This is a genomic window from Pseudomonas sp. LBUM1672, from assembly GCF_059695655.1.
The window spans coordinates 4,699,053-4,722,461 of the sequence record NZ_CP166781.1 but is presented as its reverse complement, the minus strand read 5'-3'; the positions used below and the strand labels follow the sequence as shown (position 1 = coordinate 4,722,461).

The window sequence follows — 23,409 nt, the reverse complement described above, 5'->3', positions numbered from 1 at the left end:
CATGTCGTGGAGGATTTCGATACTCTTTGTTTTTTAACGTGTGGGAGATCGCCAATGGCACGCAAGGTCAGCAGAAATCGAAGTCAGACACTGTCTCTGCGTATCAGTCCGAAGGTGAGATTCGGACTCGAATGTCTTTCAAACGATAATAAAACGTCGATGACCCAGACCATTGAGCGCGCATTGGTTCAATCGATGAGCTCTAGTACCATTGAATGCCCAAGTTCGTTAAGTTCGAAATACAGTGTCGATGGCAAGGTGCGGGTCAGTGATGTACTTGCGCTTGCTTGGAGCGAAGATGACGTTGTGCGATTACTTCGCACTGGCATATTGGCGCCCAGGTTTTTGGCTGAAGCCGAAATGGTTTTGTATGCGATATTCGCAGGTATCTATACACAGAGTTTTACCGGAGTATCAACTTCCTACAGTGGTACATTTGATCCTTTTGAAGCTGAGCATGATTCCATGTCGGAAAATTATCGTGAAAGTGGTCCGCGATTTGATTTGATTAAATGCAAGGAAGATTTTGAGTCTCTACAGGAACGTTTTGAATTTGCTTTTTTAGACGAGGAATCTTTACGCGCATTTATGGCGGCGGGTTAATGGGTCCCTTGAAGCAGCTCTACGGCTGCGGCCTTGGTCCCTGGGGCCAAATGGGCGTAACGGAGTGTCATCTTAATATCCGAGTGTCCCAGCAGGTCGCGTACTGTATTTAGCGGAACTCCCGCCATGACGAGCTTCGAGGCGAAGTCATGACGCATGTCGTGCCAGCGGAAATCTACAATGTTTGCTCGTTGTAGGAGTTTCAGCCAGGCGCTTTTGACATCTTCCAAGCGGCCACCATCTTCGTTAGGGAAAACATAAGGATGTTTCGAAGACTGTTTTTTCCAACTTTCCAAAACGCTCAAAGTTTCTTTGTTCATCGGAATATACCGGGTATCGCTCGTTTTGGTCGATTCGCCGCGAATGGTTACAGTCTTCGTTTCAAAGTTTACGGCGGACCACTTTAGGTCGAACAGTTCACCTCTTCTCATGCCGGTGTTAAGGGATAGTAATACCATCGGCTTTAAATGATCGGTGAATAACACCTCTCTCAAGCTTGGGAATTGCTCTTTGTTCCTTTCTGCGCGCCACACGTTTGCGCTGTCACGTTCTACACGCATCTCGTTTTGTCTGGCGTCCATAGCTTCGCGTAACCGCTGATTTTCTTCGGTATCCAGATATCTGACTATCCCCACTGCGTCGACTCTGAGCTGTTTGAGCTTTGCCAGTGGGTGGCTGGTAATGTAGTCCCATTCGAGAGCCCGACTGAATACACCGCTGATCGAGCCCATTTTCCGGTTGACCGTCGAGGGTTTGTTTCCTGCTCTCATCCATGTCGTGCGGATCAACTCGACGTCGCGTCCGGTAATTGTGTCGATCGGTCGGGAGATGATGGAATCAAAGTTGTTGTCGAGCGTGTGAAGCGTTTTTTCATGACCTTTATGGTGGAGCTTGAACCAGGGCATGTAGATGTCATCTATGAACGCACGCAATGAGGGAGGGGAGGTGGCTCCTTTTCGGTCTCGCGTTACTGCTTTGGGTTCGCCATGCGTTCGAGCCTCTGCGAGATACTGCACAGCCTCTTGGCGGGCTTGGTCAAGCGTAAGGACACCTACTCGACCGAGTGTCTTCTTGCGTCCACGTGCCCAAGTGACGACGTAGGATTTTGCCCCAGCAGCCGTAACACGTATGAATAGCCCCGTTACGGTGGTGTCATGTACCTCATATTCCTTACCGGTGACTACGAGGCCTGATAACAGCTTGGCGGTGAGCTTCTCTTTCATTTGAATCTCATGGGTGCAGTATGGGTGCAAAAATTACTATACGGGTGCAGCCAATGGAACGCAACCGGACATAAATTCCCGTATTCATTGGTTTAAATCAATATCGGCTGGGCTTTGTATGCCCCTCCTAAGGGGAAGGTTGGCAGTTCGAACCTGCCCTGGGACACCATCTGATTTCAGCCTCGCGCTGTAAGAAACAGCCCCGCCGGAGAAATCCTCCCGCGGGGCTTTTTTGTGCCCGTTCAACCGACGATCTACATGGCAAGTCCGTCATTGCTGTGCCTTACTCCTCCTACCACTGAGGGGGCGAAGCAATGCGACACAGAGGCGCACATTTCTGGTTATGGACCAACACCCGGCTACCTCACCACATTCATGAAGAAGTCCTCAGCGATGGTGTGCAGGTCGAGGTTCAGGCGCGGGTTGGCCAAGAGGGCATGACTCAGGTTTTTATCGGCATCTATGCCGACAGTGGCTGGGCAATTTGCGAGGAGTTTCACAACCGGGGCGCGGAGGAATATTACTGCATCGCGCTGAAGTGGGGCGCTCAGCGGGCGAGGGAGCTGGTGGCAGACACTCAGGCGTTTGTCGCACCGCACCGGGTGCAGTTGACGCTAGGCACGGTGATCACCGATGAGCCGACATTGGCCTTGCGGCGCATGGAAATGACCGAGCGTGAGCGTTTGAAAATCCGCTCCGAAGACGCCTGGTCGGAATACCTGGCTGCCAAAGCCGCGATGCTCGAACTGATGCGCGCCACCAAAGTCGATCCCATGGTCTGGGCGGACCACAAGGAGCGTCTGCGGCAGGCGATTGACCGCCGCATCAGCGTACAACGCGCCTATTTGCGCTGACTCATTTGCCGATCGGTAAACACGAAGAGCGTCGCAACGCCTCGATGGTTTCAATCAGGTTATCGTAAGACACCGGTTTGCCAATGTGCTGGTCAAAGCCCGATTGCCGGGATTTCTGAATGTCACTGTTGGCACCGTAGCCCGTCAGCGCAATGGCCGGCACATCCTTGAGCAACGGCAACTGGCGTAATGCGCTCATCAGCTCGTGACCGTTCATGACCGGCATGCCCAGGTCCGAAATGATGAGGTCGAAGCGCGTGCTTTTTGCGGCGTCCAGAGCGGCCACCGGACGATCGAAGGCAATCACTTGCGCGTCTTCCATCTCCAGCAGCATCTTCAGGGTTTCCAGCACCTCGGCCGAGTCGTCGACCAGCAGGATGGTCAAACCGCTCAACCTTCCGGCCGCTTCTTCAACAGGGGTGGCGGCTTGAGCTTCACCATTGGTTTTGGCCAGCGGCAAATAGACGCTGAACGTACAACCGGCACCCAATCCGGGTGAGGTCACCTCAACCGTGCCTCGTTGTGCCTCGGTCAATTGACGAACCAGCGAAAGACCAATCCCCAGCCCTTCACGGTTGTGCGTGGCATGTTGCTTTTCGGCCTGCCCAAACAGGTCGAACACGTGCTCAAGATTCTCGGCAGCGATGCCGGCGCCGTCGTCTTTGACATCGAGCCGCACCTTGTTCCCGGCCTGGCTGGCGATCAATTGCACATGCCCGGTGGGCGGGGTGAATTTCAGCGCGTTGTTCACCAGGTTCCAGATGATCTGTTCCAGGCGCGTCGGGTCGGCACGGACCATCAAGGGCTGCGAAGGCACGATCAACTCGACCTTGGTGTCGTGCTGCTCGTTGAGGACCACGGTGTGGATGTCCCGCAGCACGCTGACCAGGTCGACGGCTACCGGTTGCAGCTTGAGCTTGCCGGTACGGACCCGGGCGACATCCAGCAGGTCATCGATGATCCGCGCCTGGCTGTTGACCGCATCGCAGATCGTGTTCACGGCCTTGGCGGCGGGCGCCAGGGATTTGGTCACGGGCAGGCGTCGCAGCAATTCCGCGTTGAGCTGGATCAGGTTCAGAGGATGCTTGAGCTCGTGGGACATGACCGCGAAGAACTCATCCTTGAGGTAATTGGTGTTGCGGGTCTCGGCCAGCTCCTGGCTCTGCGCTTCATGCTGACGCTTGTGGCCGGTCAGGTCCCGGGCAATCTTCACGTAGCCTTGCAGGTTGTCGCCGCTGAGCAGGGTCACTTCGCCACTGCAAAAGAACCGGCTGCCATCCTTGCGCATGTGCCAGCGCTCGTCATCGTTGCGGCCGTGGGTGCGCACGGCCAGCAGTTCGTTTTCAGGCACACCGGCGGCGCGATCTTCCGGCGAGAAAATGAAATCGTAGTAAGCGCCTTCGGCTTCGGTCTTGCTGTGGCCGAAGATCAGCTCGGCGCCTTTGTTCCAGCTGGTGATCACCCCTTTCTCATCAAGGGTGATGATCGCGTAATCACGGGTGCTTTCAGCCACCAGGCGCATGCGTTCTTCGCCCAGGCGCAGTTCTTCTTCGGCGGCGCGGCGTTTGGTGATGTCGATGAAGGTCAGCACCGTGCCGTCGATATGGTCTTCGCTGGAGCGGTAGGGCAGCAGGCGGGCGATGTACCAGCGGTTGTCGGTGCTGCTGACCTCGCGCTCGATCATGTTCAATGATTCAAAGACCAATGCCGCGTCGCCCGCCAGATCGTCGTAGTGCAGGCGATGGGTGATGTCGAGCAACGAGCGGCCGGTATCCACCGGCAACATGCTGAAGATGTCCGTGGCGCGCGGGGTGAACCATTTGATCCGCATGTTGCGGTCGACGAACACCGTGGCAATGTCGGTTGAGGCGATCAGGTTGGTCAGGTAGTCGTTGATCTTGTCGGTTTCTTCGACTTTGGTTTTCAGCTCGTAGTTGACCGTCAGCAGCTCTTCGTTGATCGCCTGCAGTTCTTCCTTGCTGGTTTCCAGTTCTTCGGTGGCCGAGCGTAGTTCTTCGTTGATCGCCTGCATTTCTTCGTTAGAAGCCTTGAGCTCTTCGCTGGAGACTTCCGATTGTTCAATGGTGTCCTGCAAATGCAGTTTGGTGCGTTGCAGTTCGCGTTCAAGGTTGGACAGCACCCGGCTTTCAGTTTGCAGCAGGGTGGTGGCGGCCTGTTCCGAAGGATCAACTTCGGCCTCTTCGAAAATCACCAGGACAAACTCGCCGTCCGACTCTTCGTCCTTATAAGGTTGCGCCATCAGGTCGACCTTGTAGCGCCGGTTGTCACGGCTGATCGGCACCGCGCGGGATTTCACAACCAAACCGCTCTGCTGGACCTGAAACAGCGTAGTGCGAATCTCCAGACGCAACTCGGGAAGGATCAGCGTCAGCAGGTTGCGCGACAATTCACCGCCCACGTGGCGCAGGAAGCGCCCGGCACTTTCGCTCATGTGCAGGATGTCGGCGTTGGCGTCGACAATCATGCTAGGTGGCGCGGCGCATTCGAGGGCGCGCTGATGAATGTCGGCGAAGGACAATTTGCGCTGCACCGCGCTTTGCGGTGCCTCACGGGAAATATTGGTACGCACGTAACCGCCACGGGGCATGGTCGGGGTGCGTCGGCTGTTGGCGGTGCCGGTCTTGGCGCGGAAGATGCGGTTGCGTTTGTCCACCGGGGCGAACAGTTCGTGGCAAGCGTCCGCGCTCTCGGAAGAGCCCAGGAACAGGAAACCGCCCGGGCGCAGTGCAAAGTGGAACATCTGCAGGATTTCACGCTGTACTTCGCGATCCAGATAGATCAGCAGATTGCGGCAGACGATCAGGTCGATCTGCGAGAAGGGCGGGTCAGATAACAGGCTGTGCTTGGCAAACAAGACCTTTTCGCGGATCTCCTTGCGAATCCGGTAATGGTCGTCTTCCTTGACGAAGTAATGCCGCAGGCGCGTCGGCGGCACATCGGTGACGATCGCTTGCGGGTACAGGCCGGCTCGGCCGATGCTGATCGCACGCTCGTCGATATCGGTGGCGAACAGTTGCAGCGAGGCCTTGCTGGCGTCCAGTTGCAGTTGATCGTTGAGCAGCATCGCCAGGCTGTAGGCTTCCTCGCCCGTGGAGCAGCCGGCGGACCAGACGCGGATTTCTTCTTTTTCGGGCTGTGCCGACACGGCGGCGCTGACCAGTTGCGGCAGCACGTCCCGTTCCAGGGCTTCGAACGCCTCGCGATCGCGGAAGAAGTTGGTCACGCCAATCAACATGTCGCCCAGTAGGGACTTGGTTTCTTCGGGATTGTTTTGCAGGTAGCGGAAATAGGCGCCCAGGTCGGGTTGCGCCGTGACCTGCATCCGCCGCTCGATCCGCCGCAACACGGTCGCGCGTTTGTAGTGCTTGAAGTCATGGCCGGTGCCGGTACGCAACTGGATCAGAATGTCGTGGAGCATCTGTTCGGCGAGTATCGCATCACGCTCGGACACGGAGGCGAAGGTTTGCAGTTCCGGGTCATTGGCGGTAGGCAAGCTGATTTCCTGGGAGTTTTGCCACAGCTCCAGCAGCTTTTGCGGCATTTCCACCACCGGCAACACCAAGTCGACATTGCCGGTCTCGATGGCGGCGCGGGGCATGCCGTCAAACTCGGCATCTTCCGGCGTCTGGGCCACGGTGATGCCGCCGTGCTCCTTGATCCGTGACAAACCGACTGCGCCATCGGAACCGCTGCCCGACAGCACCAGGCAGAATGCGCGCTCGCGGTGGACTTCGGCCAGATCGCGGAAGAACAGATCGATCGAGGCATGGCGCCCTTCGCGCGGGTCGTTGCTGCTGACTTCAAGCATGCCGTCATTCATGGTCAGCCGCTGAGCGGGTGAGATGACGTAGACATGGTTTTTCTCGATGGCGACTGTTTCGGTGACCTGCAGCACCGGCATCCGGGTCGACTCCTGGATGATTTTGTCCGCGATGCTCTGATGGTCAGGCGACAGGTGAAGAATGATCACGAAGGCCATGCCGTTGTCGTGGGGCATGTTCTCGAAAAACAGTTTGATGGCTTGTAGACCACCCGCCGACGCACCAATGCCGACCACCGGGAAGTCCAGTGTGCTGGGGCTCAGGGCCTTTCGCTCTGGATTGGTGGAGGTTGGAGGAGTGGTGGTCATGACTTCAGCCTTTTACCGGCAACGGGGGATGAGTTGAGCCCAGGAGGAGATAAACGCACTCCAATAAAGCAGGATAATCCCGTTTTTCAATAACACCTTCAAATATTTAGAGACACTTGATGGGCTGGAGTTCTCAAGGGAACGGCACCCTTGGCCGATAACCCGAACGGTCATGGTCTTCTTCTCAAATTGCCTGGAAATCTTCGATGCTGTCGTATCACCAAAAGAGTTTTCTGATCGTCGATGATTTCTCGGATTTCCGCAGTTCCGTCAGGTCCATGCTGCGTGAACTGGGGGTCAAGGACGTCGACACTGCGGACACCGGGGAGCAGGCGCTGCGCATGTGTTCGCAGAAGGCCTACGATTTCATCCTGCAGGATTTCCACCTTGGCGACGGCAAGAAGAACGGTCAGCAAGTCCTCGAAGACTTGATGATCGAGAAGCTGATCAGCCATGAAAGCGTGTTCGTCATGGTCACTGCCGAAACCAGCCAGGCCATGGTCCTCAGCGCACTGGAACACGAGCCCGATGCGTATCTGACCAAGCCGTTCAACCGCTCCGGCCTGGCCCAGCGCCTGGAGCGTCTGGAACAACGCAAGAATCTGCTCAAACCGATCCTGCAAGCGCTCGATCGTGGCAAACCGCTCGAAGTGCTCAATGCCTGCATCGAGCTGTGCAAGAAGGACATCCGTTATTCGCCGCTGTGCCTGCGTTACCGCGCGGACGCCTTGCGCGACCTGAATCAGAACGAAGCGCTGGAACGCCTCTACGACAGCATCATTGCCGATCGTCCCTTGCCGTGGGCGTTTGCCGGGCTGGGCAAGTTGCTGTTCAAGCGCGGCCAGGTCAGTCAGGCCAAGGGCGTCTACGAAAAAGCCCTGAAAGTGTTTCCGATGATGCCGGCGCTGTATGACGGCATGGCCGACGTGCTGGTGGTCGAAGGCGATACCAAGGGCGCGCAGAAAGTATTGGAAGAAGCCATTCGCCTGTCGCCGCTGGCCGTGCGCCGCCAAGCGTTGCTGGGCAAATTGGCGATGACCAACGAGGATTTCGACACGGCCTCCAAGGCTTATCGCCAGGCTGTGTCCCAGGGCGCGCAGTCACGTTTCAAGGATGCCGAAAGCAACCTGGGCCTGGCCCACGCGTTGATCAGCAAAGGCAGCGAAAAAGGCCTGGACACCCGCACCCGTCTCGAAATCAACACGACCCTCAGTCTGGTGGCCAAGGAGAATCCTTCCGACCCTGGCCTGCAGATTCGTGCGCGCTTGATGAAAGCCACCAGCCTGTTGCTCAACGACGCCGAAACCGCCGAGAAGCTCACCGAGCAGGCGATGATGCGCCTCGATGGCATGGAGCAGTTCATGAGCGCCGAAGCGGCGCTGCTGGTGGCCAAGCAGTTGCAAATGCTTGGTCAGGCGAGCGCCGGCGCGTCGATGCTGAAAAACTGCGCGGAAATCTACGGTGACGACCCGGTGGTGATGCAAGGCATCGCCAAACTGACCGATGACCCGACGATCCTCAGCCAGAGCAACGCGGCCTCCGAACTCAACCGTCAAGGCGTGCAGGTGTACAAGACCGGCAACCTGGCCGAAGCCCGGGCGGTGTTTCGCAAGGCCCTGCACATGCAACCGAAGAACATCAGTATTGCGCTGAACATGGCGCAGTCGCTGCTGCACGGCACGGACACCAGCGTACCGTCGGCCGAGCTGGATGAATGTCGGAGCTGCCTGAAACTGGTCGGCATGATGCCCGACACCGACGCGCGTTATCCGCGCTACCAGAAACTGAAAATCAAGGCGTTCAGCGGATGAGCCAAGACAACACGACACTGGATTTCTCGACGGTGATTGCCTCCACCGTGCACGACATGAAGAACTCGCTGGCCATGCTGATGCAGGCTCACAGCCAATGGCTGGCCCGCCTGCCAGATCCCGAGCAGCGCAGCCCGGAGCAGGGCGTTATCGAGTACGAATTCGCTCACCTCAACGGCATGTTGGTGCAGTTGTTGGGGCTGTACAAGTTGGGCGTCAATCAGCTGCCGTTGCAGCCGGCCTACCATGATCTGGATGACTTCCTCGAAGCGCAGCTGGCCTGTCATCAGGAAGTGTTCGCGAGTCGCGGCATTGTCGCGACCTATGAAGTTGACCCGCTGAGCCCGCTGGGCTTCTTTGACCGGGAGCTGGTGGCCTCGGTGCTGGCCAACACCATCACCAACGCCATTCGTTACGCGCGTCAGGCGCTGTTGATCAGCGTCGGCGACGAGGCCGGTGAGTTGGTGCTGACCATCAACGACGATGGCGACGGTTACCCGGCCGAGATGATCGAGCTTCAGGCCGACTATGTGCAGGGCATCAACTACAGCAGTAGCAGCACCGGCCTGGGCCTGTACTTCGCCGGACGAATCGCCGCGCTGCACCAGCGCAATGGCGTGGGCGGGCGCACCCGAATCAGCAACGGCGGCCCGTTGGGCGGCGGTGTGTTCAGCCTCTATCTGCCCTGACGTTTCTTTTTGTGTACGCTGCTTGATATTCCGAACAGGCGGAGCCTATTTTGTACGGGTCGCCGTTCGCGGCTCGCACAATTACAAAGGATTGCGTCATGACAACCGATGGCCAGGGTTCACTCGCGCAGCGATTGACGGGCATTGATGAGATTGAATGTGTTACGCCGGATTTGAACGGCGTGCCCCGGGGCAAGGTCATGACCGCCGCGGGGTTTGTCGAAGGACGTCGTTTGCAGATGGCGCGGGGTGTGCTGCTGCAATGCATCATGGGCGGATATCCGCCTGCACGTTTTTACGGCAGTGATGATGGCGACCTGGCGCTGGTGCCGGACCCGGCGCACATCCACCACTTGCCCTGGAGCCAACAACCGCGGGCATTGGCCATTTGTGACGCTGATGAACTGACAGGCGAAAGCTCGAAGCTGTCGACCCGTGGCCAACTCAAAGCGGTCATCGCCCGTTATGCGGCCCTCGGTCTGGCGCCAGTGGTGGCGACCGAGCTGGAATTCTTCGTGTTCGCGCCCAATCCCGACCCGACGCAACCGTTCCAGCCGCCACTGGGACTGGACGGTCGACGCGAGGAAGGTCATTCGGCGTTCAGCGTCAGTTCCAATAATGGCTTGCGGCCGTTCTTCAGTGAGGTCTACGCCTGCATGGCGGCTCTCGGCTTGCCCCGTGACACCTTCATGCACGAGATGGGCGTCAGTCAGTTCGAGATCAACTTGCTGCACGGCGATCCTTTGTTGCTGGCCGATCAGACATTCCTGTTCAAGCATCTGCTCAAGGAAGTCGCGCTCAAGCACGGTTTGACCGTGGTGTGCATGGCCAAGCCGCTGGCGCACACGCCGGGCAGTTCGATGCACATTCACCAGAGCGTCGTCGAGATCGGCAGCGGGCGTAACGTCTTCAGCGACGAGGCCGGCGAGCCGACGGCGACCTTCCGTCATTTCATCGGTGGCCAGCAGGCCGGCATGGCGGATTTCACTGCGCTGTTTGCGCCGAACGTAAACTCCTATCAACGCTTGTGCCATCCGTTTGCCTCGCCGAACAATGCCTGTTGGTCCCACGACAACCGGGCTGCCGGATTGCGCATTCCCGCCAGTTCGCCGGCCGCTCGTCGGGTCGAGAACCGCTTGCCGGGGGCCGATGCCAATCCGTACCTGGCGATCGCTGCCAGCCTGGCCGCCGGTTTGTATGGCATCGAAAACCAACTGGAGCCGAGCGAGGCGATCCAGGGCGAATTCGAGGTGCCGGATAATCTTTCGTTGCCGTGTACCTTGCATGCCGCTCTTGAGCGTCTGAAACGTAGCCAATTGGCGAAGGAACTGTTTGGCAAGGAGTTCATCGAAGGCTACGTCGCTTCGAAGACCATGGAATTGACCAGCTTCTTTGATGAAATTACTCCCTGGGAGCGCCGTGTCCTGGCCGCCCAGGCCTGACGACCTGTCGTCTTCGGGCTATCTTTTCGGATAGCCCGTTTCTCACCGCAAGGAGCCGCTCGGAACGCCGATGCGCCAAATCTGGAAACCTTTTCGAGCGCTTTATTTTGCCTCGCTGATGATGTTGATCGGCTCAGGCTTGCTGAGTACGTACCTGGGCTTGCGCCTGGCGGCGGATAACGTCGACAGCCTGTGGGTCGGTGCGTTGATGGCGGCCAACTATTTCGGCCTGGTACTGGGCGGCAAGATCGGTCACCGGCTGATCGCCCGGGTCGGGCATATTCGCGCCTATTCGGCCTGCGCCGGGATTGTCGGCGCGGCGGTGCTGGGCCACGGCCTGGTCGACTGGCTGCCGGCCTGGATTTTCCTGCGGGTGATCGTCGGCCTCGGCATGATGTGCCAGTACATGGTCATCGAAAGCTGGCTCAATGAGCAGGCCGAAGCGTCGCAGCGCGGTACGGTGTTCAGCGGCTACATGATCGCCTCGTATCTGGGGTTGGTACTTGGTCAGTTGATTCTGGTCATGCACCCGGCCCTGGGCCTGGAACTGTTGATGCTGGTCGCGTTGTGCTTCGCGCTGTGCCTGGTGCCGGTGGCACTGACCCGGCGGATTCACCCGGCGCCCTTGCATCCGGCGCCGATGGAACCGCGGTTCTTCATCAAACGGGTGCCGCAGTCGTTGAGCACGGTGCTGGGGGCGGGGCTGATCATTGGCTCCTTCTACGGTCTGGCGCCGCTGTATGCCTCGCAACAAGGGTTATCCACCGAGCAGGTCGGTCTGTTCATGGGTAGCTGCATTTTCGCCGGGCTGCTGGTGCAGTGGCCGTTGGGCTGGCTGTCCGACCGTTATGACCGGGCGTTGCTGATCCGCTGCTTTGCGGTGGTCCTGGCCCTGACCGCGTTGCCGCTGGCCATCATGCAGCAGGTGCCGCTGGAGGTTCTGTTTGTCGCCGGGTTCTTCTGTTCGCTGGTGATGTTCTGCCTGTATCCGCTGGCCGTGGCGTTTTCCAATGACCACGTCGAAGGTGATCGCCGCGTGTCCCTGACCGCGATGTTGCTGGTGACCTACGGCGTTGGCGCCAGTATCGGGCCGTTGGTGGCCGGGGTCCTGATGAAGCTGTTCGGCAGCCACATGTTGTATGCCTTCTTCAGTTTCTTCGCGTTGGTGCTGGTGTGGCGGATTCGCCCGAAAGCGGTCACCAACCTGCACCAGGTCGAAGATGCGCCGCTGCATCACGTGGCCATGCCGGACAGCATGTCGAGTTCGCCGCTGGTGGCGTGCCTTGACCCACGGGTCGATGAGCAGGTGGTACAGGATCAGATGCAGAACCCGATCAACCCTGAGCCGGAACCTGAACCTGAACCCGAACCGGATCCCGACACCGATCCACCACCCGAAGACCCGGACGCGGGTCGCGAGCAGAGTTTCACCGAAGCCAGGCCTTAAACCGGCGCATAAAAAAACGGGCAGTCACCGCAAGGGACTGCCCGTTTTTGTTGAAGCGCCGTATTACATGTCGTCTTTGTCGAAACGGCGCGCTTCACGCTGAAGCTGATAGACGAACCGTTCGACCTGGCGCTGCACCTGACCGCTCATGTTGTGGAAGCGGATGCCGGCGAAGGTGGTGGAGATTCTTTCTTCGAAGTGCAGGTAACGCAGTTCCACCGGCGCGGTCATGCTGCCGAAGGGCAGGTCGGCGATAAAGCGGTCGTAGACCTGACCCAGTTGCAGCCTGGCGGTGATGTCACCTTCAAAGCGCAGCTTGCAGCCAGTGGCGGAAATGTCGAGCAGCTTGCCTCTGATCGGGAACTTGAGCTTTTCACCGCCCAGTTCGACATCGACCAGTTGCGCCAGCTTCAACGCTGCCCGGAAGGCATTGCGGCGCTGGTGGTAGACCACTTCATCGGGGAGGGTGCCGCGGTAGCAGCGATCACCGGATTCATCGATGGTCAGCGGACCGTTGCTTTCCCACGCAATGCGCACGCCGTCGTGGAAGCCTTCAACACGGAAGGGTTCGCCAGCCAGCAGAAAACGTTCGCCGTCGCGAGGCACCATCTCGTCCAGGGCAATTCGGTTGCCGTCACGGTCGACGTCCACCAGATAGCTCTGGAAGCGCTGGCTGCGTTCGTGGAACGTGATGATCAGCGGGTCATGGCTCTCTTGCAGCTGCCGCAGGTTACCGGCGATCTCCATCGGCGTGGATAGCACCTTGGGTGGCTGCGGAGCATCGTCCGCGTTTAAGGCATTGAACACGGTTCATCATTCTCCAGACAAAATTTGACTGCGACTTGCTAGCATACTGCCAGCATGTGACGCGTCTTGATAGAGCGTGCTCATTAACAGGCTCAAGCCTGACTAAGCGGGCGCGGCTTCGCTAGCATGGAGGTTGATCCGCGGGCATCGTAAAGCGCTGGCGGTTCGCCGCCGGTGAGGATTTTCAGCTGATTGGCCGTGGCGGCCTGCTGGACCAGGATCGACTGGCCATTATTGATGTTGGCCGCCTGGCATTGAGCCAGGAGATCGGTCAGTTTGTCGCTCTGTTCCAGCAACTGATCGCCGATACTCGACTGGCTGGCGAGTTGCTCCAGGCCACTACGATTGATCGGCAGGTTCAGGCTGGCGAGGATTTCGCTGCGCTTGCGGCCATGCTGTTCAAGCAGAATGATCATTGCCTGTTTCTGCGCCAGAATGTCTTCGAGCAGCGGCATGTCGCGACCGTGCAAAGCGATGGATTCGGTTTGCAGTAACTCCAGCAAGTATTGCGCTGGAGCAAAGTCGTCGGTGATCAGTTGCAGTAAATTAGTGTCGTGCATGGCTGGCCTTGGGGTTTAAGCGTCCAAAAGCCTGGCGCAGGCCGTGGCCTAGCGCTGGGCTTCGAAGTTGAGCAGTTTGCTGGCTACACGGTTGCTGTCGACTTTATAGCTGCCATCGGCAATCGCTGCTTTCAACTCGGCCACGCGGGCATTGTCGACGGCAGGCTGATCGCGCAGCTTGTCAGTGACCTTCTGCAACTGTTGAGCCTCATTGCTGAGGTGTACCGATTCCCCGCTTTTGGCGGTACTGGCCTGTTCGGCCGGGGTATTCAGCGGCGCGGATTTGCCGGTTTCGGCAGTTTCCTTCGCGGTGCTGGTACGCGTACTACCGGTAAGTGATGAGGAACTGTTCAAACGGCTGAAATCGATGACCATGATAAAAACCTCTGGGTATTTGGACGCTTGCCATGTTTTCGGCTCTCCCTGCGAAAACTTTAGGCCCATTTATCAATGAGCGTGCATGCGCCAGCGCTTGTCCTGCCTGCGGCACAGTTTAGGGAACAGCCGGGCGGCGCGCCATCTTTCACCCACAGATCGTTCTACATGGCCACTTCCACCTGGCCAGGCGCCATGACTTGCGCCTTGATGACCCGCTGGGAGTTAAGGTTTTTCACTCGAATCTGTTCACGCAAGCCGCCGTTGGACAAGGCTTCGCCCGGCATACGCACACTGAGCGTACCACTGCGGGCGGTGATCACCACTTGATCGCCCTTGCTGATGACCTCGGCCTGTTCGAGATGAACCAGCGTCAGCACCTGATTGGCGACCGTTGGTCGGGTAAGTTTCTGCCCGACAGCCTGGTCCATGGACGTGAAGTAACCCTGGTTGATCTGGCTGATGTCCCGCTCGCGCAACATGACATCGCCAGGCTCGATGACCCCCGCGCGTTTGAGCGGCCGCGTGGTCGTGACAACGTCCCGAAACAGGCGGACTTGAGCGGGCACGAAGACTGTCCAGGGGGATGTGCTGTCGCAGCGGACCTTGACCGTGACCCGCCCGATCGGGGTCGCCGGGCTCTCCAGGGTCGCTGTCAATTCCTTGTCGCACATGGGCATGCGCAGTCGCGGATCGAGCTGGCTGACCTCGATTTCGTAGCGGCCTTCCGTTTGACTGGTGGCCAAATAGTCCTCTACGGTGAATTCAAGAAAGCCCTGAGTGACGCCGATAAGCATGTCAGGCAAGGTAACCGCGTCAGCAAGGGCAGGGCTGCCAGCGTTGAACAGGCAAACGGCCGACATCGCGCAAAGCCATTTGCGGGAAGTTGATGTCAGGCGTCGGAAAAATGTCGGTTCTGTGTTCATAAGAGTTAAAAAGCAAGCGCCGTGCCGTTTAGCAATAAATGTGCGTCGCAACACACTTAAGCGTTGGTGTAGGAGTCTGTGCATGGCTGGTGTAATGGATGCGGTAAACCAGCGCACGCAACTGGTTGGGCAGAATCGCCTTGAGCTGTTGTTGTTCCGTCTTGACGGCCAGCAGCTGTATGGGATCAACGTGTTCAAGGTACGTGAGGTGCTGCAATGCCCCAAGCTGACCCTGATGCCCAAGTCCAGTCCTGTCGTGTGCGGTGTGGCAAATATCCGGGGGGCGACCATTCCGATTCTTGATCTGGCGATGGCGACCGGCTCCGGTGCGCTTAAAGATCAAAGCAACCCGTTCGTGATCATCACGGAGTACAACACCAAGACCCAGGGTTTCCTGGTGCGATCGGTGGAGCGCATCGTCAACATGAACTGGGAGGAGATTCACCCGCCACCCAAGGGCACGGGACGCGATCATTACCTGACGGCTGTGACTCGGGTCGACAATCAGTTAGTCGAAATCATCGACGTCGAGAAAGTGCTGGCGGAAGTGGCGCCGACACCGGAAGCGATTTCGGTCGGCGTAGTGGATGTCGAAACCCAGCACAAGGCGTTGTCATTGCGGGTATTGACGGTCGATGACTCGTCGGTGGCGCGCAAGCAGGTGACCCGTTGCCTGCAGACGGTCGGCGTCGAAGTGGTGGCGTTGAACGACGGCAGGCAAGCGCTGGATTACTTGCGCAAGCTGGTCGATGAGGGCAAGAAGCCGGAAGAAGAGTTCCTGATGATGATTTCCGACATCGAGATGCCGGAAATGGACGGGTACACCCTGACGGCCGAGATCCGAAACGACCCGCGCATGCAAAAGCTTCATATCATCCTGCATACTTCGTTGTCAGGTGTGTTCAATCAGGCGATGGTCAAGAAAGTCGGCGCAGATGACTTCCTTGCCAAATTCCGTCCTGATGACCTGGCATCCCGGGTAGTTGACCGGATCAAAGCAGCAGATATCAGCTAGGGGCCTTCTGCCCCTGGTGGTTAACACGATTTAAGAGGCGGCATCTTTGTCTACGGGTAATTTGGATTTCGAACAGTTCCGGGTATTCCTGGAAAAAGCCTGTGGCATTTTGCTCGGTGAAAACAAGCAGTACCTGGTCTCGAGCCGTCTCAACAAACTGATGGAGCAGCAAGGCATCAAGTCCCTGGGTGAGCTGGTCCAGCGCATCCAGACCCAGCCGCGCAGCGGTTTGCGCGAGATGGTGGTGGATGCCATGACCACCAACGAAACCCTGTGGTTTCGTGACACCTATCCGTTTGAAGTCTTGAAGAACAAGGTGCTGCCCGAAGCGATCAAGGCGGCCCCCGGCCAGCGTCTGCGGATCTGGTCGGCGGCGTGCTCGTCGGGTCAGGAACCGTATTCGCTGTCGATGTCGATCGACGAGTTCGAGCGGGTCAGCATGGGCCAGTTGAAGATGGGCGCGCAAATTGTCGCGACCGATCTGTCCGGCACCATGCTCACCAACTGCAAGACCGGCGAGTACGACAGTCTGGCCATCGGTCGTGGTCTGTCGCCCGAGCGTCTTCAGCGTTACTTCGACCCGAAAGGGCCGGGACGCTGGGCCATCAAGGCGCCGATCAAGAGTCGCGTGGAGTTTCGCTCGTTCAACCTGCTGGACAGCTACGCGGCTCTGGGCAAGTTCGACATCGTGTTCTGCCGCAACGTGCTGATCTACTTCTCCGCCGAGGTGAAGAAAGACATCCTGTTGCGTATTCACAGCACGCTCAAGCCGGGCGGCTATCTGTTCCTCGGCGCCTCCGAAGCGCTGAACGGTTTGCCGGATCATTACCAGATGGTCCAGTGCAGCCCGGGGATTATTTACCAGGCGAAGTGATTCGTTGGCAGCATCAAAAAAACGGGAGTCCTCAGGGGCTCCCGTTTTTTTTGCCTGCCAATATCTCACCAACACCACATACCCCTGTGGGAGCGGGCTTGCCCGCGATAGCGTCGTATCAGTCGACATCAACGCAACCTGTGACACCTTCATCGCGGGCAAGCCCGCTCCCACAGGTCATAGGGTGTTCTTCTGATTGCGCAAAGCGGCAGAAAAGCGGCAGACGGCGGAAATCGGTTGCCGCTTTTCTGGCATTGCCGCCTTGCTACTGCCCGCAAAGCCCCGGTTTCCGGGCTTTTTTGAATTGGCACGCGGCTTGCTATGTCTCTGTTACGAAAAATCAGGTCACCCGAAGGTTTCCCGACATGAGCATCAGCTTCGATAAAGCGCTCGGTATCCACGAACAAGCCCTGGGCTTCCGCGCCCAGCGTGCCGAAGTCCTGGCCAACAACATCGCCAACGCCGACACCCCGAACTACAAGGCTCGGGACCTGGAATTCTCCAAAGTGCTCGCCGCACAGAACGAGAAATCCAAGGGCGGCACGTTTGCCTTGAACATGACCAACAACCGCCATATCGAGGCCGAAGGCCTGGGCAATGGCGACGAATCGCTGATGTATCGCACGCCGATGCAGCCGTCGATCGACCAGAACACTGTGGACGCCCAACTGGAACAGTCGAACTACGCGGAAAACGCCGTCGGCTTCCAGGCCAGCTTCACCCTGCTCAACAGCAAATTCAAAGGGCTGATGTCAGCCCTGCGCGGAGAGTAATTCATGTCTCTATCCAGTGTTTTCAACATTGCCGGTAGCGGCATGAGTGCGCAGACCACGCGCTTGAACACCGTGGCCTCGAACATCGCCAACGCCGAAACCGTCTCGTCGAGCATCGACCAGACCTATCGCGCCCGTCACCCGGTGTTCGCCACCATGTTCCAGGGTGGCCAGAGCGGCGGCAGCGATTCGCTGTTCCAGAACCAGGATGCCGCCGGTCAAGGCGTGCAAGTGCTGGGCGTGGTCGAAGACCAGAGCAACCTTGACGCGCGTTACGAGCCGAACCATCCGGCCGCCGACACCAAGGGCTACGTCTACTACCCGAACGTCAACGTCGTCGAAGAAATGGCCGACATGATTTCCGCCAGTCGCTCGTTCCAGACCAACGCCGAAATGATGAACACCGCCAAAACCATGATGCAGAAGGTCCTGACCCTCGGTCAGTGATAAGGGGCGACTCAGATGAGTGTTACCGATACCACCAGTGGCGTGAACATCAAGGACGTCCTGGCCAACTCTTCGGTCAAGACCAACGCCAGTGCTGACGGTCTGGCCGCGGCGACCAACAGCGCCACCGGCAAGAAGGCGTTGGGCAAAGATGCGTTCCTGCAATTGCTGGTCACCCAGCTGAAAAACCAGAACCCGCTCGAGCCCCAGGACAACGGTGACTTCGTGGCTCAGCTGGCGCAGTTCAGTAGCCTGGAAGGCATCACCACGCTGAACGATACGGTCAGCGGCATTGCCGGCAACTACAACTCGTCGCAAGCGCTGCAAGCGTCTTCGCTGGTGGGCCGCTCGGTGGTCGCGCAGACCGACACAGCCGTCGTCGATACCTCCAAGAGCTTCAACGGCACGGCGGTGGTACCGGCATCGGTGGATCCGGTCACGATCAAGATCACCGACGCCGATGGCAAAGTGGTCCGCACCCTCGATTTGGGCAGCCAGAAAGCCGGCAACGCCAGCTTCATCTGGGACGGCAAGAACGATGCGGGCGAAGTGGCCAAGGCCGGCACTTACAAATTTGCCGCCACCGCGACTTACGACAGCAAGGCGACCTCGCTGGTGACTTACCTGCCGGCAACCGTCAACAGCGTGACCATCAGCCAGACCGGCGGTGAGTTGATGCTGAACCTGGCAGGCCTGGGCAGTATTGCCCTGTCCAAAGTACAGACCATTGGTATATAGAGCCGACTAACACGGCACAAAGGAGTGGAATATGTCTTTCAATATCGGCCTTAGCGGTCTCTATGCAGCCAACAAACAACTGGACGTGACCGGCAACAACATCGCCAACGTCGCGACCACCGGTTTCAAATCGTCCCGTGCAGAATTCGAAGACGTGTATTCGGCCACCCGCCTGGGTACCGGCAGCAAGACCGTCGGCAACGGCGTGCGTCTGGCCAACGTTGCCCAGCAGTTCGGCCAGGGTGACGTGAACAACACTGGCAACGTGTTGGACATGGGCATCCAGGGCAACGGCTTCTTCATCCTCAGCGACAACGGCTCCCTGAGCTACACCCGTGCCGGTGCGTTCAAGACTGACGCTGAAAACTACGTCGTCGACAACAACGGCAACCGTCTGCAAGGCTATGGCGTTGATGACAACGGCAAGATCATCAACGGCGTGCTGACCGACCTGAAGATCGACACCTCGAGCCTGTCGCCAAAGGCGACCACTCGTGTCGACCAGACCATGAACCTTAACTCTTCGGAAACCCTTCCGACCGTTACGCCGTTCAACCCGGCCGAGCCATTGAGCTATAACAAGCCAATCTCCACGCCGATCTACGACAGCCAGGGTAACCAGCACACTCTGGATCAGTATTACGTAAAAACCGGTACTAACGCGTGGACCGTGTACACCTACGTGGACGGTCGTTCGCCTTCCAATCCGGCCACCGAACCACCGGTGCCAGTGACTGCCACCGTGACCTTCAACTCTGACGGTACCGTCAACACCATGACCGGCAGTGCGGGTTTTGCCGTGACCGGCAAAACCTTCAATCTGACCGGTTGGGTGCCAGGCGTGGTAACCAACGGCAGCGTGACGCCAAAAGTCTGGGGTCCTAATGGTTCGGTTCCGGCCACTGGGGGGGTGAAATTCGACATGACCAAAACCACCTCTTTCAACTCGGCGACTGCTCGTACCCAGCAGTATCAGGACGGCTACGCCACTGGCCAGATCTCCAGCCTGACCATCGACGAAAGCGGCATAATGACCGCCAACTTCAGCAACCAGCAAACCAAGGCTATCGGCCAGGTAGCGGTCGCCAGCTTCGCCAACGAGCAAGGCTTGCAGCCAATCGGTGGTACGCGCTGGAAAGAAACCTTCGCCTCGGGCGTGGCCGGTGTCGATGCACCGAAAACCGGTACGCTGGGTGCGGTAGTGTCCAACTCCCTGGAAGAGTCCAACGTCAACCTGACCAACGAGCTGGTTGATTTGATCAAGGCGCAGAGCAACTACCAGGCAAACGCCAAGACCATCTCTACTCAGAGCACCATCATGCAGACCATCATTCAGATGACCTGATGCTGGATAGCGCTGCATAAGAAGCCCCTCGTGAGAGGGGTTTTTTTTGTCCTGGTGGAATCAGGATCAAAAGATCGCAGCCTCGTTTCACTCGACAGCTCCTACATGGATCGGGCAAACGCGGAATGCCCCGGTGTACACGCCCCCTGTAGGAGCTGTCGAGTGAAACGAGGCTGCGATCTCTTGATCTTAAAAGGCAGGCAAAAGAAAACCCCCGGCAATCCAGAGGACTGATCGGGGGTCTCCAGGTCAGCGCCTTGCGGCGCTCACTGGCTCAGCTTATTGGCAAGCTTCGCAATCCGGCTCGTCGATGGCGCAAGCCTTCGGCACTGGAGCAGGGCCGGCAGGCGCTGCCAGGACCGAATCTTCACCGTGGTTGCCGCCGCTGGAAACAGCGTTCAGCTTGCCGGTGTTGATGGTCGACTTCTCGGTGCTGGTCGCGGCCAGGGCGCGGAGGTAGTAAGTGGTTTTCAGACCACGGTACCAGGCCATGCGGTAGGTCACGTCCAGCTTCTTGCCCGAAGCGCCAGCGATGTACAGGTTCAGCGACTGAGCCTGGTCGATCCACTTCTGACGACGGCTTGCCGCATCAACGATCCACTTGGTGTCCACTTCGAAGGCAGTCGCGTAGAGCTCTTTGAGTTCTTGCGGGATGCGCTCGATCTGTTGCACCGAACCGTCGTAGTACTTCAGGTCGTTGATCATGACCGAGTCCCACAGACCGCGAGCCTTCAGGTCGCGAACCAGGTACGGGTTGATCACGGTGAATTCGCCCGACAGGTTCGATTTCACGTAGAGGTTCTGGTAGGTCGGTTCGATCGACTGCGAGACGCCAGTGATGTTAGCGATGGTCGCGGTCGGTGCGATGGCCATGATGTTGGAGTTACGAATGCCTTTCTGCACACGGGCACGAACCGGTGCCCAGTCCAGGGATTCGTTCAGGTCAACATCGATGTACTTCTGGCCACGTTGCTCGATCAGGATCTGTTGCGAGTCCAGCGGCAGGATGCCTTTGGACCACAGCGAACCCTGGAACGTCTCGTAGGCGCCGCGCTCGTCGGCCAGGTCGCAGGAAGCCTGGATCGCGTAGTAGCTGACCGCTTCCATCGACTTGTCGGCGAACTCGACGGCCGCGTCGGAACCGTAAGGAATGTGCTGCAGGTACAAAGCGTCCTGGAAGCCCATGATGCCCAGACCAACCGGACGGTGCTTGAAGTTGGAGTTCTTCGCTTGTGGCACCGAGTAGTAGTTGATGTCGATCACGTTATCGAGCATGCGAACGGCGGTGTTCACGGTGCGTTCCAGCTTGGCGGTGTCCAGCTTGCCGTTGACGATGTGGTTCGGCAGGTTGATCGAGCCCAGGTTGCAAACGGCGATCTCGTCCTTGTTGGTGTTCAAGGTGATCTCGGTGCACAGGTTCGAGCTGTGGACCACGCCCACGTGCTGCTGCGGGCTGCGCAGGTTGCACGGGTCTTTGAAGGTCAGCCATGGGTGGCCGGTTTCAAACAGCATGGACAGCATTTTGCGCCACAGGTCTTTGGCCTGGATGGTCTTGAACAGTTTGACCTTGCCTGGGTACTCGGTCAGGGCTTCGTAGTACTCGTAACGCTCTTCGAAGGCCTTGCCGGTCAGGTCGTGCAGGTCCGGTACTTCGGACGGCGAGAACAGGGTCCACTTGCCGTCATCGAAGACGCGCTTCATGAACAGGTCAGGGATCCAGTTGGCGGTGTTCATGTCGTGGGTACGACGACGGTCATCACCGGTGTTCTTACGGAGTTCGATGAACTCTTCGATGTCCATGTGCCAGGTTTCCAGGTAGGCACAGACAGCGCCTTTGCGCTTGCCACCCTGGTTAACGGCAACGGCGGTGTCGTTCACTACTTTCAGGAACGGAACAACGCCCTGGGATTTGCCGTTGGTGCCCTTGATGTACGAACCCAAGGCACGAACCGGGGTCCAGTCGTTGCCCAGGCCGCCGGCGAATTTCGACAACATGGCGTTGTCGTGGATCGCGTGGTAGATGCCCGACAGGTCATCCGGCACGGTGGTCAGGTAGCAGCTCGACAACTGTGGACGCAGGGTGCCGGCGTTGAACAGGGTCGGAGTCGACGACATGTAGTCGAAGGACGACAGCAGGTTGTAGAACTCGATCGCACGGTCTTCTTTCTGCTTCTCTTCGATCGCCAGGCCCATGGCCACGCGCATGAAGAAGATCTGCGGCAGTTCGAAGCGGATACCGTCCTTGTGGATGAAGTAACGGTCGTACAGGGTTTGCAGGCCCAGGTACGTGAACTGCTGATCGCGCTCGTGGTTGATCGCCTTGCCGAGTTTTTCCAGGTCAAAGGTGGCCAGGATCGGGTTCAGCAATTCGAATTCGATACCTTTCGCGATATAGGCTGGAAGCGCCTTGGCGTACAGGTCGACCATTTCGTGGTGGGTCGCGCTTTCGGCAACTTCCAGGAAGCTCAGGCCTTCGGCACGCAGGGTGTCCATCAGCAGGCGGGCGGTGACGAACGAGTAGTTCGGCTCACGCTCGACCAGGGTACGGGCGGTCATCACCAGGGCGGTGTTGACGTCGGTCAGGGCCACGCCGTCGTACAGGTTTTTCAGGGTTTCGCGCTGGATCAGGTCGCCGTCGACTTCTTCCAGGCCTTCGCACGCTTCGGTGACGATGGTGTTCAGGCGGCCCATGTCCAGAGGAGCAAAGGTGCCATCTGCGCGGGTAATGCGGATCGACGGGTGAGCGTTGACGGCTTCTTCAGCTGGTGCGTGGGCAGCGCGTTCTTTCGAACGACCGTCACGGTAGATCACGTAGTCGCGGGCTACTTTCTGCTCGCCGGCACGCATCAGGGCCAGTTCGACCTGGTCCTGGATTTCTTCGATGTGGATGGTGCCGCCCGACGGCATGCGACGCTTGAAGGTCGCGGTGACTTGTTCGGTCAGGCGGGCAACGGTGTCATGGATTCGCGACGAGGCGGCAGCGGTGCCGCCCTCAACTGCGAGAAACGCTTTGGTGATCGCGACGGTGATCTTGTCATCGGTGTAAGGAACGACAGTGCCGTTACGCTTGATCACGCGCAGTTGGCCAGGCGCGGTGGCGGACAGATCCGAAGTCGAATCAGCGGCCTGCGGCAAGGTGCCCTGCGGGTTCTCGCGAGTTGTGTCGGTTTGCATGGGGGAGTGTCTCCACATTCTCTATGTTTGTTTGAGCACCTTCATGGTGCCCACCGTTCTGTCCTGAAGCACTACAACCGACGGGCGTCGGGCATAACAACTTCGGGACAGTAGGAAAAGGCTAATGATGCCGCTTCCTTGCCGAAGTCTTTGGTC

At 58.3% G+C, this 23,409-nt stretch carries 19 protein-coding genes; 12 read left to right on the top strand and 7 right to left on the bottom strand.

Going from position 1 to position 23,409, the window contains the following annotated elements; genetic code table 11:
- The first annotated feature begins 54 nt into the window (after positions 1-54).
- Positions 55-603 carry a hypothetical protein gene (locus ACA053_RS21495; RefSeq protein ID WP_497393628.1) on the top strand — a complete coding sequence of 183 codons (549 nt, stop codon included), beginning with the start codon at positions 55-57 and terminating at the stop codon, positions 601-603.
- On the opposite strand, the gene ACA053_RS21490 is transcribed toward ACA053_RS21495, so the two are convergent.
- Complete coding sequence (locus ACA053_RS21490) at positions 600-1,826, bottom strand: site-specific integrase (protein ID WP_497393627.1); 1,227 nt, start codon at positions 1,824-1,826, stop codon at positions 600-602. The two genes, ACA053_RS21495 and ACA053_RS21490, sit on opposite strands and share 4 nt — an antisense overlap.
- Before the next feature lie 314 nt (positions 1,827-2,140).
- On the opposite strand from ACA053_RS21490, the gene ACA053_RS21485 reads away from it, so the two are divergent.
- Positions 2,141-2,680: a hypothetical protein gene (locus tag ACA053_RS21485; RefSeq protein WP_497313076.1), complete on the top strand. Its 540-nt coding sequence runs from the start codon at positions 2,141-2,143 to the stop codon at positions 2,678-2,680.
- Between the two features lies 1 nt (position 2,681).
- Here ACA053_RS21485 and ACA053_RS21480 read toward each other — a convergent pair whose 3' ends face one another.
- The gene (locus ACA053_RS21480) at positions 2,682-6,830 is read right to left on the bottom strand and encodes a CheR family methyltransferase (protein ID WP_497393626.1); all 4,149 of its coding nucleotides are present in this window, start codon (positions 6,828-6,830) and stop codon (positions 2,682-2,684) included.
- 206 nt (positions 6,831-7,036) lie between these two features.
- Here ACA053_RS21480 and ACA053_RS21475 point away from each other — a divergent pair, with 206 nt between their 5' ends.
- From ACA053_RS21475 to ACA053_RS21460, 4 genes are all read left to right on the top strand, one after another.
- Positions 7,037-8,641 carry a response regulator gene (locus ACA053_RS21475; protein ID WP_497313072.1) on the top strand — a complete coding sequence of 535 codons (1,605 nt, stop codon included), beginning with the start codon at positions 7,037-7,039 and terminating at the stop codon, positions 8,639-8,641.
- Positions 8,638-9,330 (top strand): sensor histidine kinase, encoded by a 693-nt coding sequence (locus ACA053_RS21470; RefSeq protein ID WP_497393625.1) that lies wholly within the window; start codon positions 8,638-8,640, stop codon positions 9,328-9,330. Before ACA053_RS21475 ends, ACA053_RS21470 begins: the two co-directional genes overlap by 4 nt.
- 200 nt (positions 9,331-9,530) lie before the next feature.
- Positions 9,531-10,772 carry a glutamine synthetase family protein gene (locus ACA053_RS21465; protein ID WP_497396222.1) on the top strand — a complete coding sequence of 414 codons (1,242 nt, stop codon included), beginning with the start codon at positions 9,531-9,533 and terminating at the stop codon, positions 10,770-10,772.
- A 70-nt stretch (positions 10,773-10,842) separates the two neighbouring features.
- Entirely contained in the window at positions 10,843-12,219 is a 1,377-nt protein-coding gene (locus ACA053_RS21460; protein WP_497393624.1) for an MFS transporter, read from the top strand.
- 63 nt (positions 12,220-12,282) lie between these two features.
- Here the strand turns inward: ACA053_RS21460 and ACA053_RS21455 are convergent, their stop codons facing one another.
- The 4 genes from ACA053_RS21455 to flgA all read right to left on the bottom strand — a co-directional run bounded on the left by ACA053_RS21455 (position 12,283) and on the right by flgA (position 14,887).
- Complete coding sequence (locus ACA053_RS21455) at positions 12,283-13,026, bottom strand: flagellar brake protein (RefSeq protein WP_497393623.1); 744 nt, start codon at positions 13,024-13,026, stop codon at positions 12,283-12,285.
- A gap of 92 nt (positions 13,027-13,118) precedes the next feature.
- Entirely contained in the window at positions 13,119-13,586 is a 468-nt protein-coding gene (locus ACA053_RS21450) for a flagella synthesis protein FlgN (RefSeq protein ID WP_497313064.1), read from the bottom strand.
- 48 nt (positions 13,587-13,634) lie between these two features.
- Complete coding sequence (gene flgM / locus ACA053_RS21445) at positions 13,635-13,961, bottom strand: flagellar biosynthesis anti-sigma factor FlgM (RefSeq protein WP_109633993.1); 327 nt, start codon at positions 13,959-13,961, stop codon at positions 13,635-13,637.
- 164 nt (positions 13,962-14,125) lie between these two features.
- The gene (gene flgA / locus ACA053_RS21440) at positions 14,126-14,887 is read right to left on the bottom strand and encodes a flagellar basal body P-ring formation chaperone FlgA (RefSeq protein WP_497313062.1); all 762 of its coding nucleotides are present in this window, start codon (positions 14,885-14,887) and stop codon (positions 14,126-14,128) included.
- 82 nt (positions 14,888-14,969) lie between these two features.
- Here flgA and ACA053_RS21435 point away from each other — a divergent pair, with 82 nt between their 5' ends.
- The 6 genes from ACA053_RS21435 to flgE all read left to right on the top strand — a co-directional run bounded on the left by ACA053_RS21435 (position 14,970) and on the right by flgE (position 20,079).
- Entirely contained in the window at positions 14,970-15,902 is a 933-nt protein-coding gene (locus tag ACA053_RS21435; RefSeq protein ID WP_403106493.1) for a chemotaxis protein CheV, read from the top strand.
- Positions 15,903-15,948: 46 nt separating this feature from the next.
- Positions 15,949-16,776, top strand: coding sequence for a protein-glutamate O-methyltransferase CheR (cheR, locus tag ACA053_RS21430; RefSeq protein ID WP_497393622.1), 828 nt, complete (start codon positions 15,949-15,951; stop codon positions 16,774-16,776).
- 365 nt (positions 16,777-17,141) lie between these two features.
- Positions 17,142-17,549 carry a flagellar basal body rod protein FlgB gene (gene flgB / locus ACA053_RS21425; protein WP_497393621.1) on the top strand — a complete coding sequence of 136 codons (408 nt, stop codon included), beginning with the start codon at positions 17,142-17,144 and terminating at the stop codon, positions 17,547-17,549.
- A 3-nt stretch (positions 17,550-17,552) separates the two neighbouring features.
- Positions 17,553-17,996, top strand: a complete 444-nt coding sequence (gene flgC / locus ACA053_RS21420; protein WP_497393620.1) for a flagellar basal body rod protein FlgC — start codon at positions 17,553-17,555, stop codon at positions 17,994-17,996.
- A gap of 15 nt (positions 17,997-18,011) precedes the next feature.
- Positions 18,012-18,734 carry a flagellar hook assembly protein FlgD gene (flgD, locus tag ACA053_RS21415; RefSeq protein ID WP_497393619.1) on the top strand — a complete coding sequence of 241 codons (723 nt, stop codon included), beginning with the start codon at positions 18,012-18,014 and terminating at the stop codon, positions 18,732-18,734.
- Positions 18,735-18,765: 31 nt separating this feature from the next.
- Positions 18,766-20,079 (top strand): flagellar hook protein FlgE, encoded by a 1,314-nt coding sequence (gene flgE / locus ACA053_RS21410; RefSeq protein ID WP_497313058.1) that lies wholly within the window; start codon positions 18,766-18,768, stop codon positions 20,077-20,079.
- A 279-nt stretch (positions 20,080-20,358) separates the two neighbouring features.
- Here the strand turns inward: flgE and ACA053_RS21405 are convergent, their stop codons facing one another.
- A complete protein-coding gene (locus ACA053_RS21405; RefSeq protein WP_109633979.1) occupies positions 20,359-23,253 on the bottom strand; it encodes a ribonucleoside-diphosphate reductase subunit alpha in 2,895 nt (964 codons plus the stop codon).
- Positions 23,254-23,409: the final 156 nt, after the last annotated feature.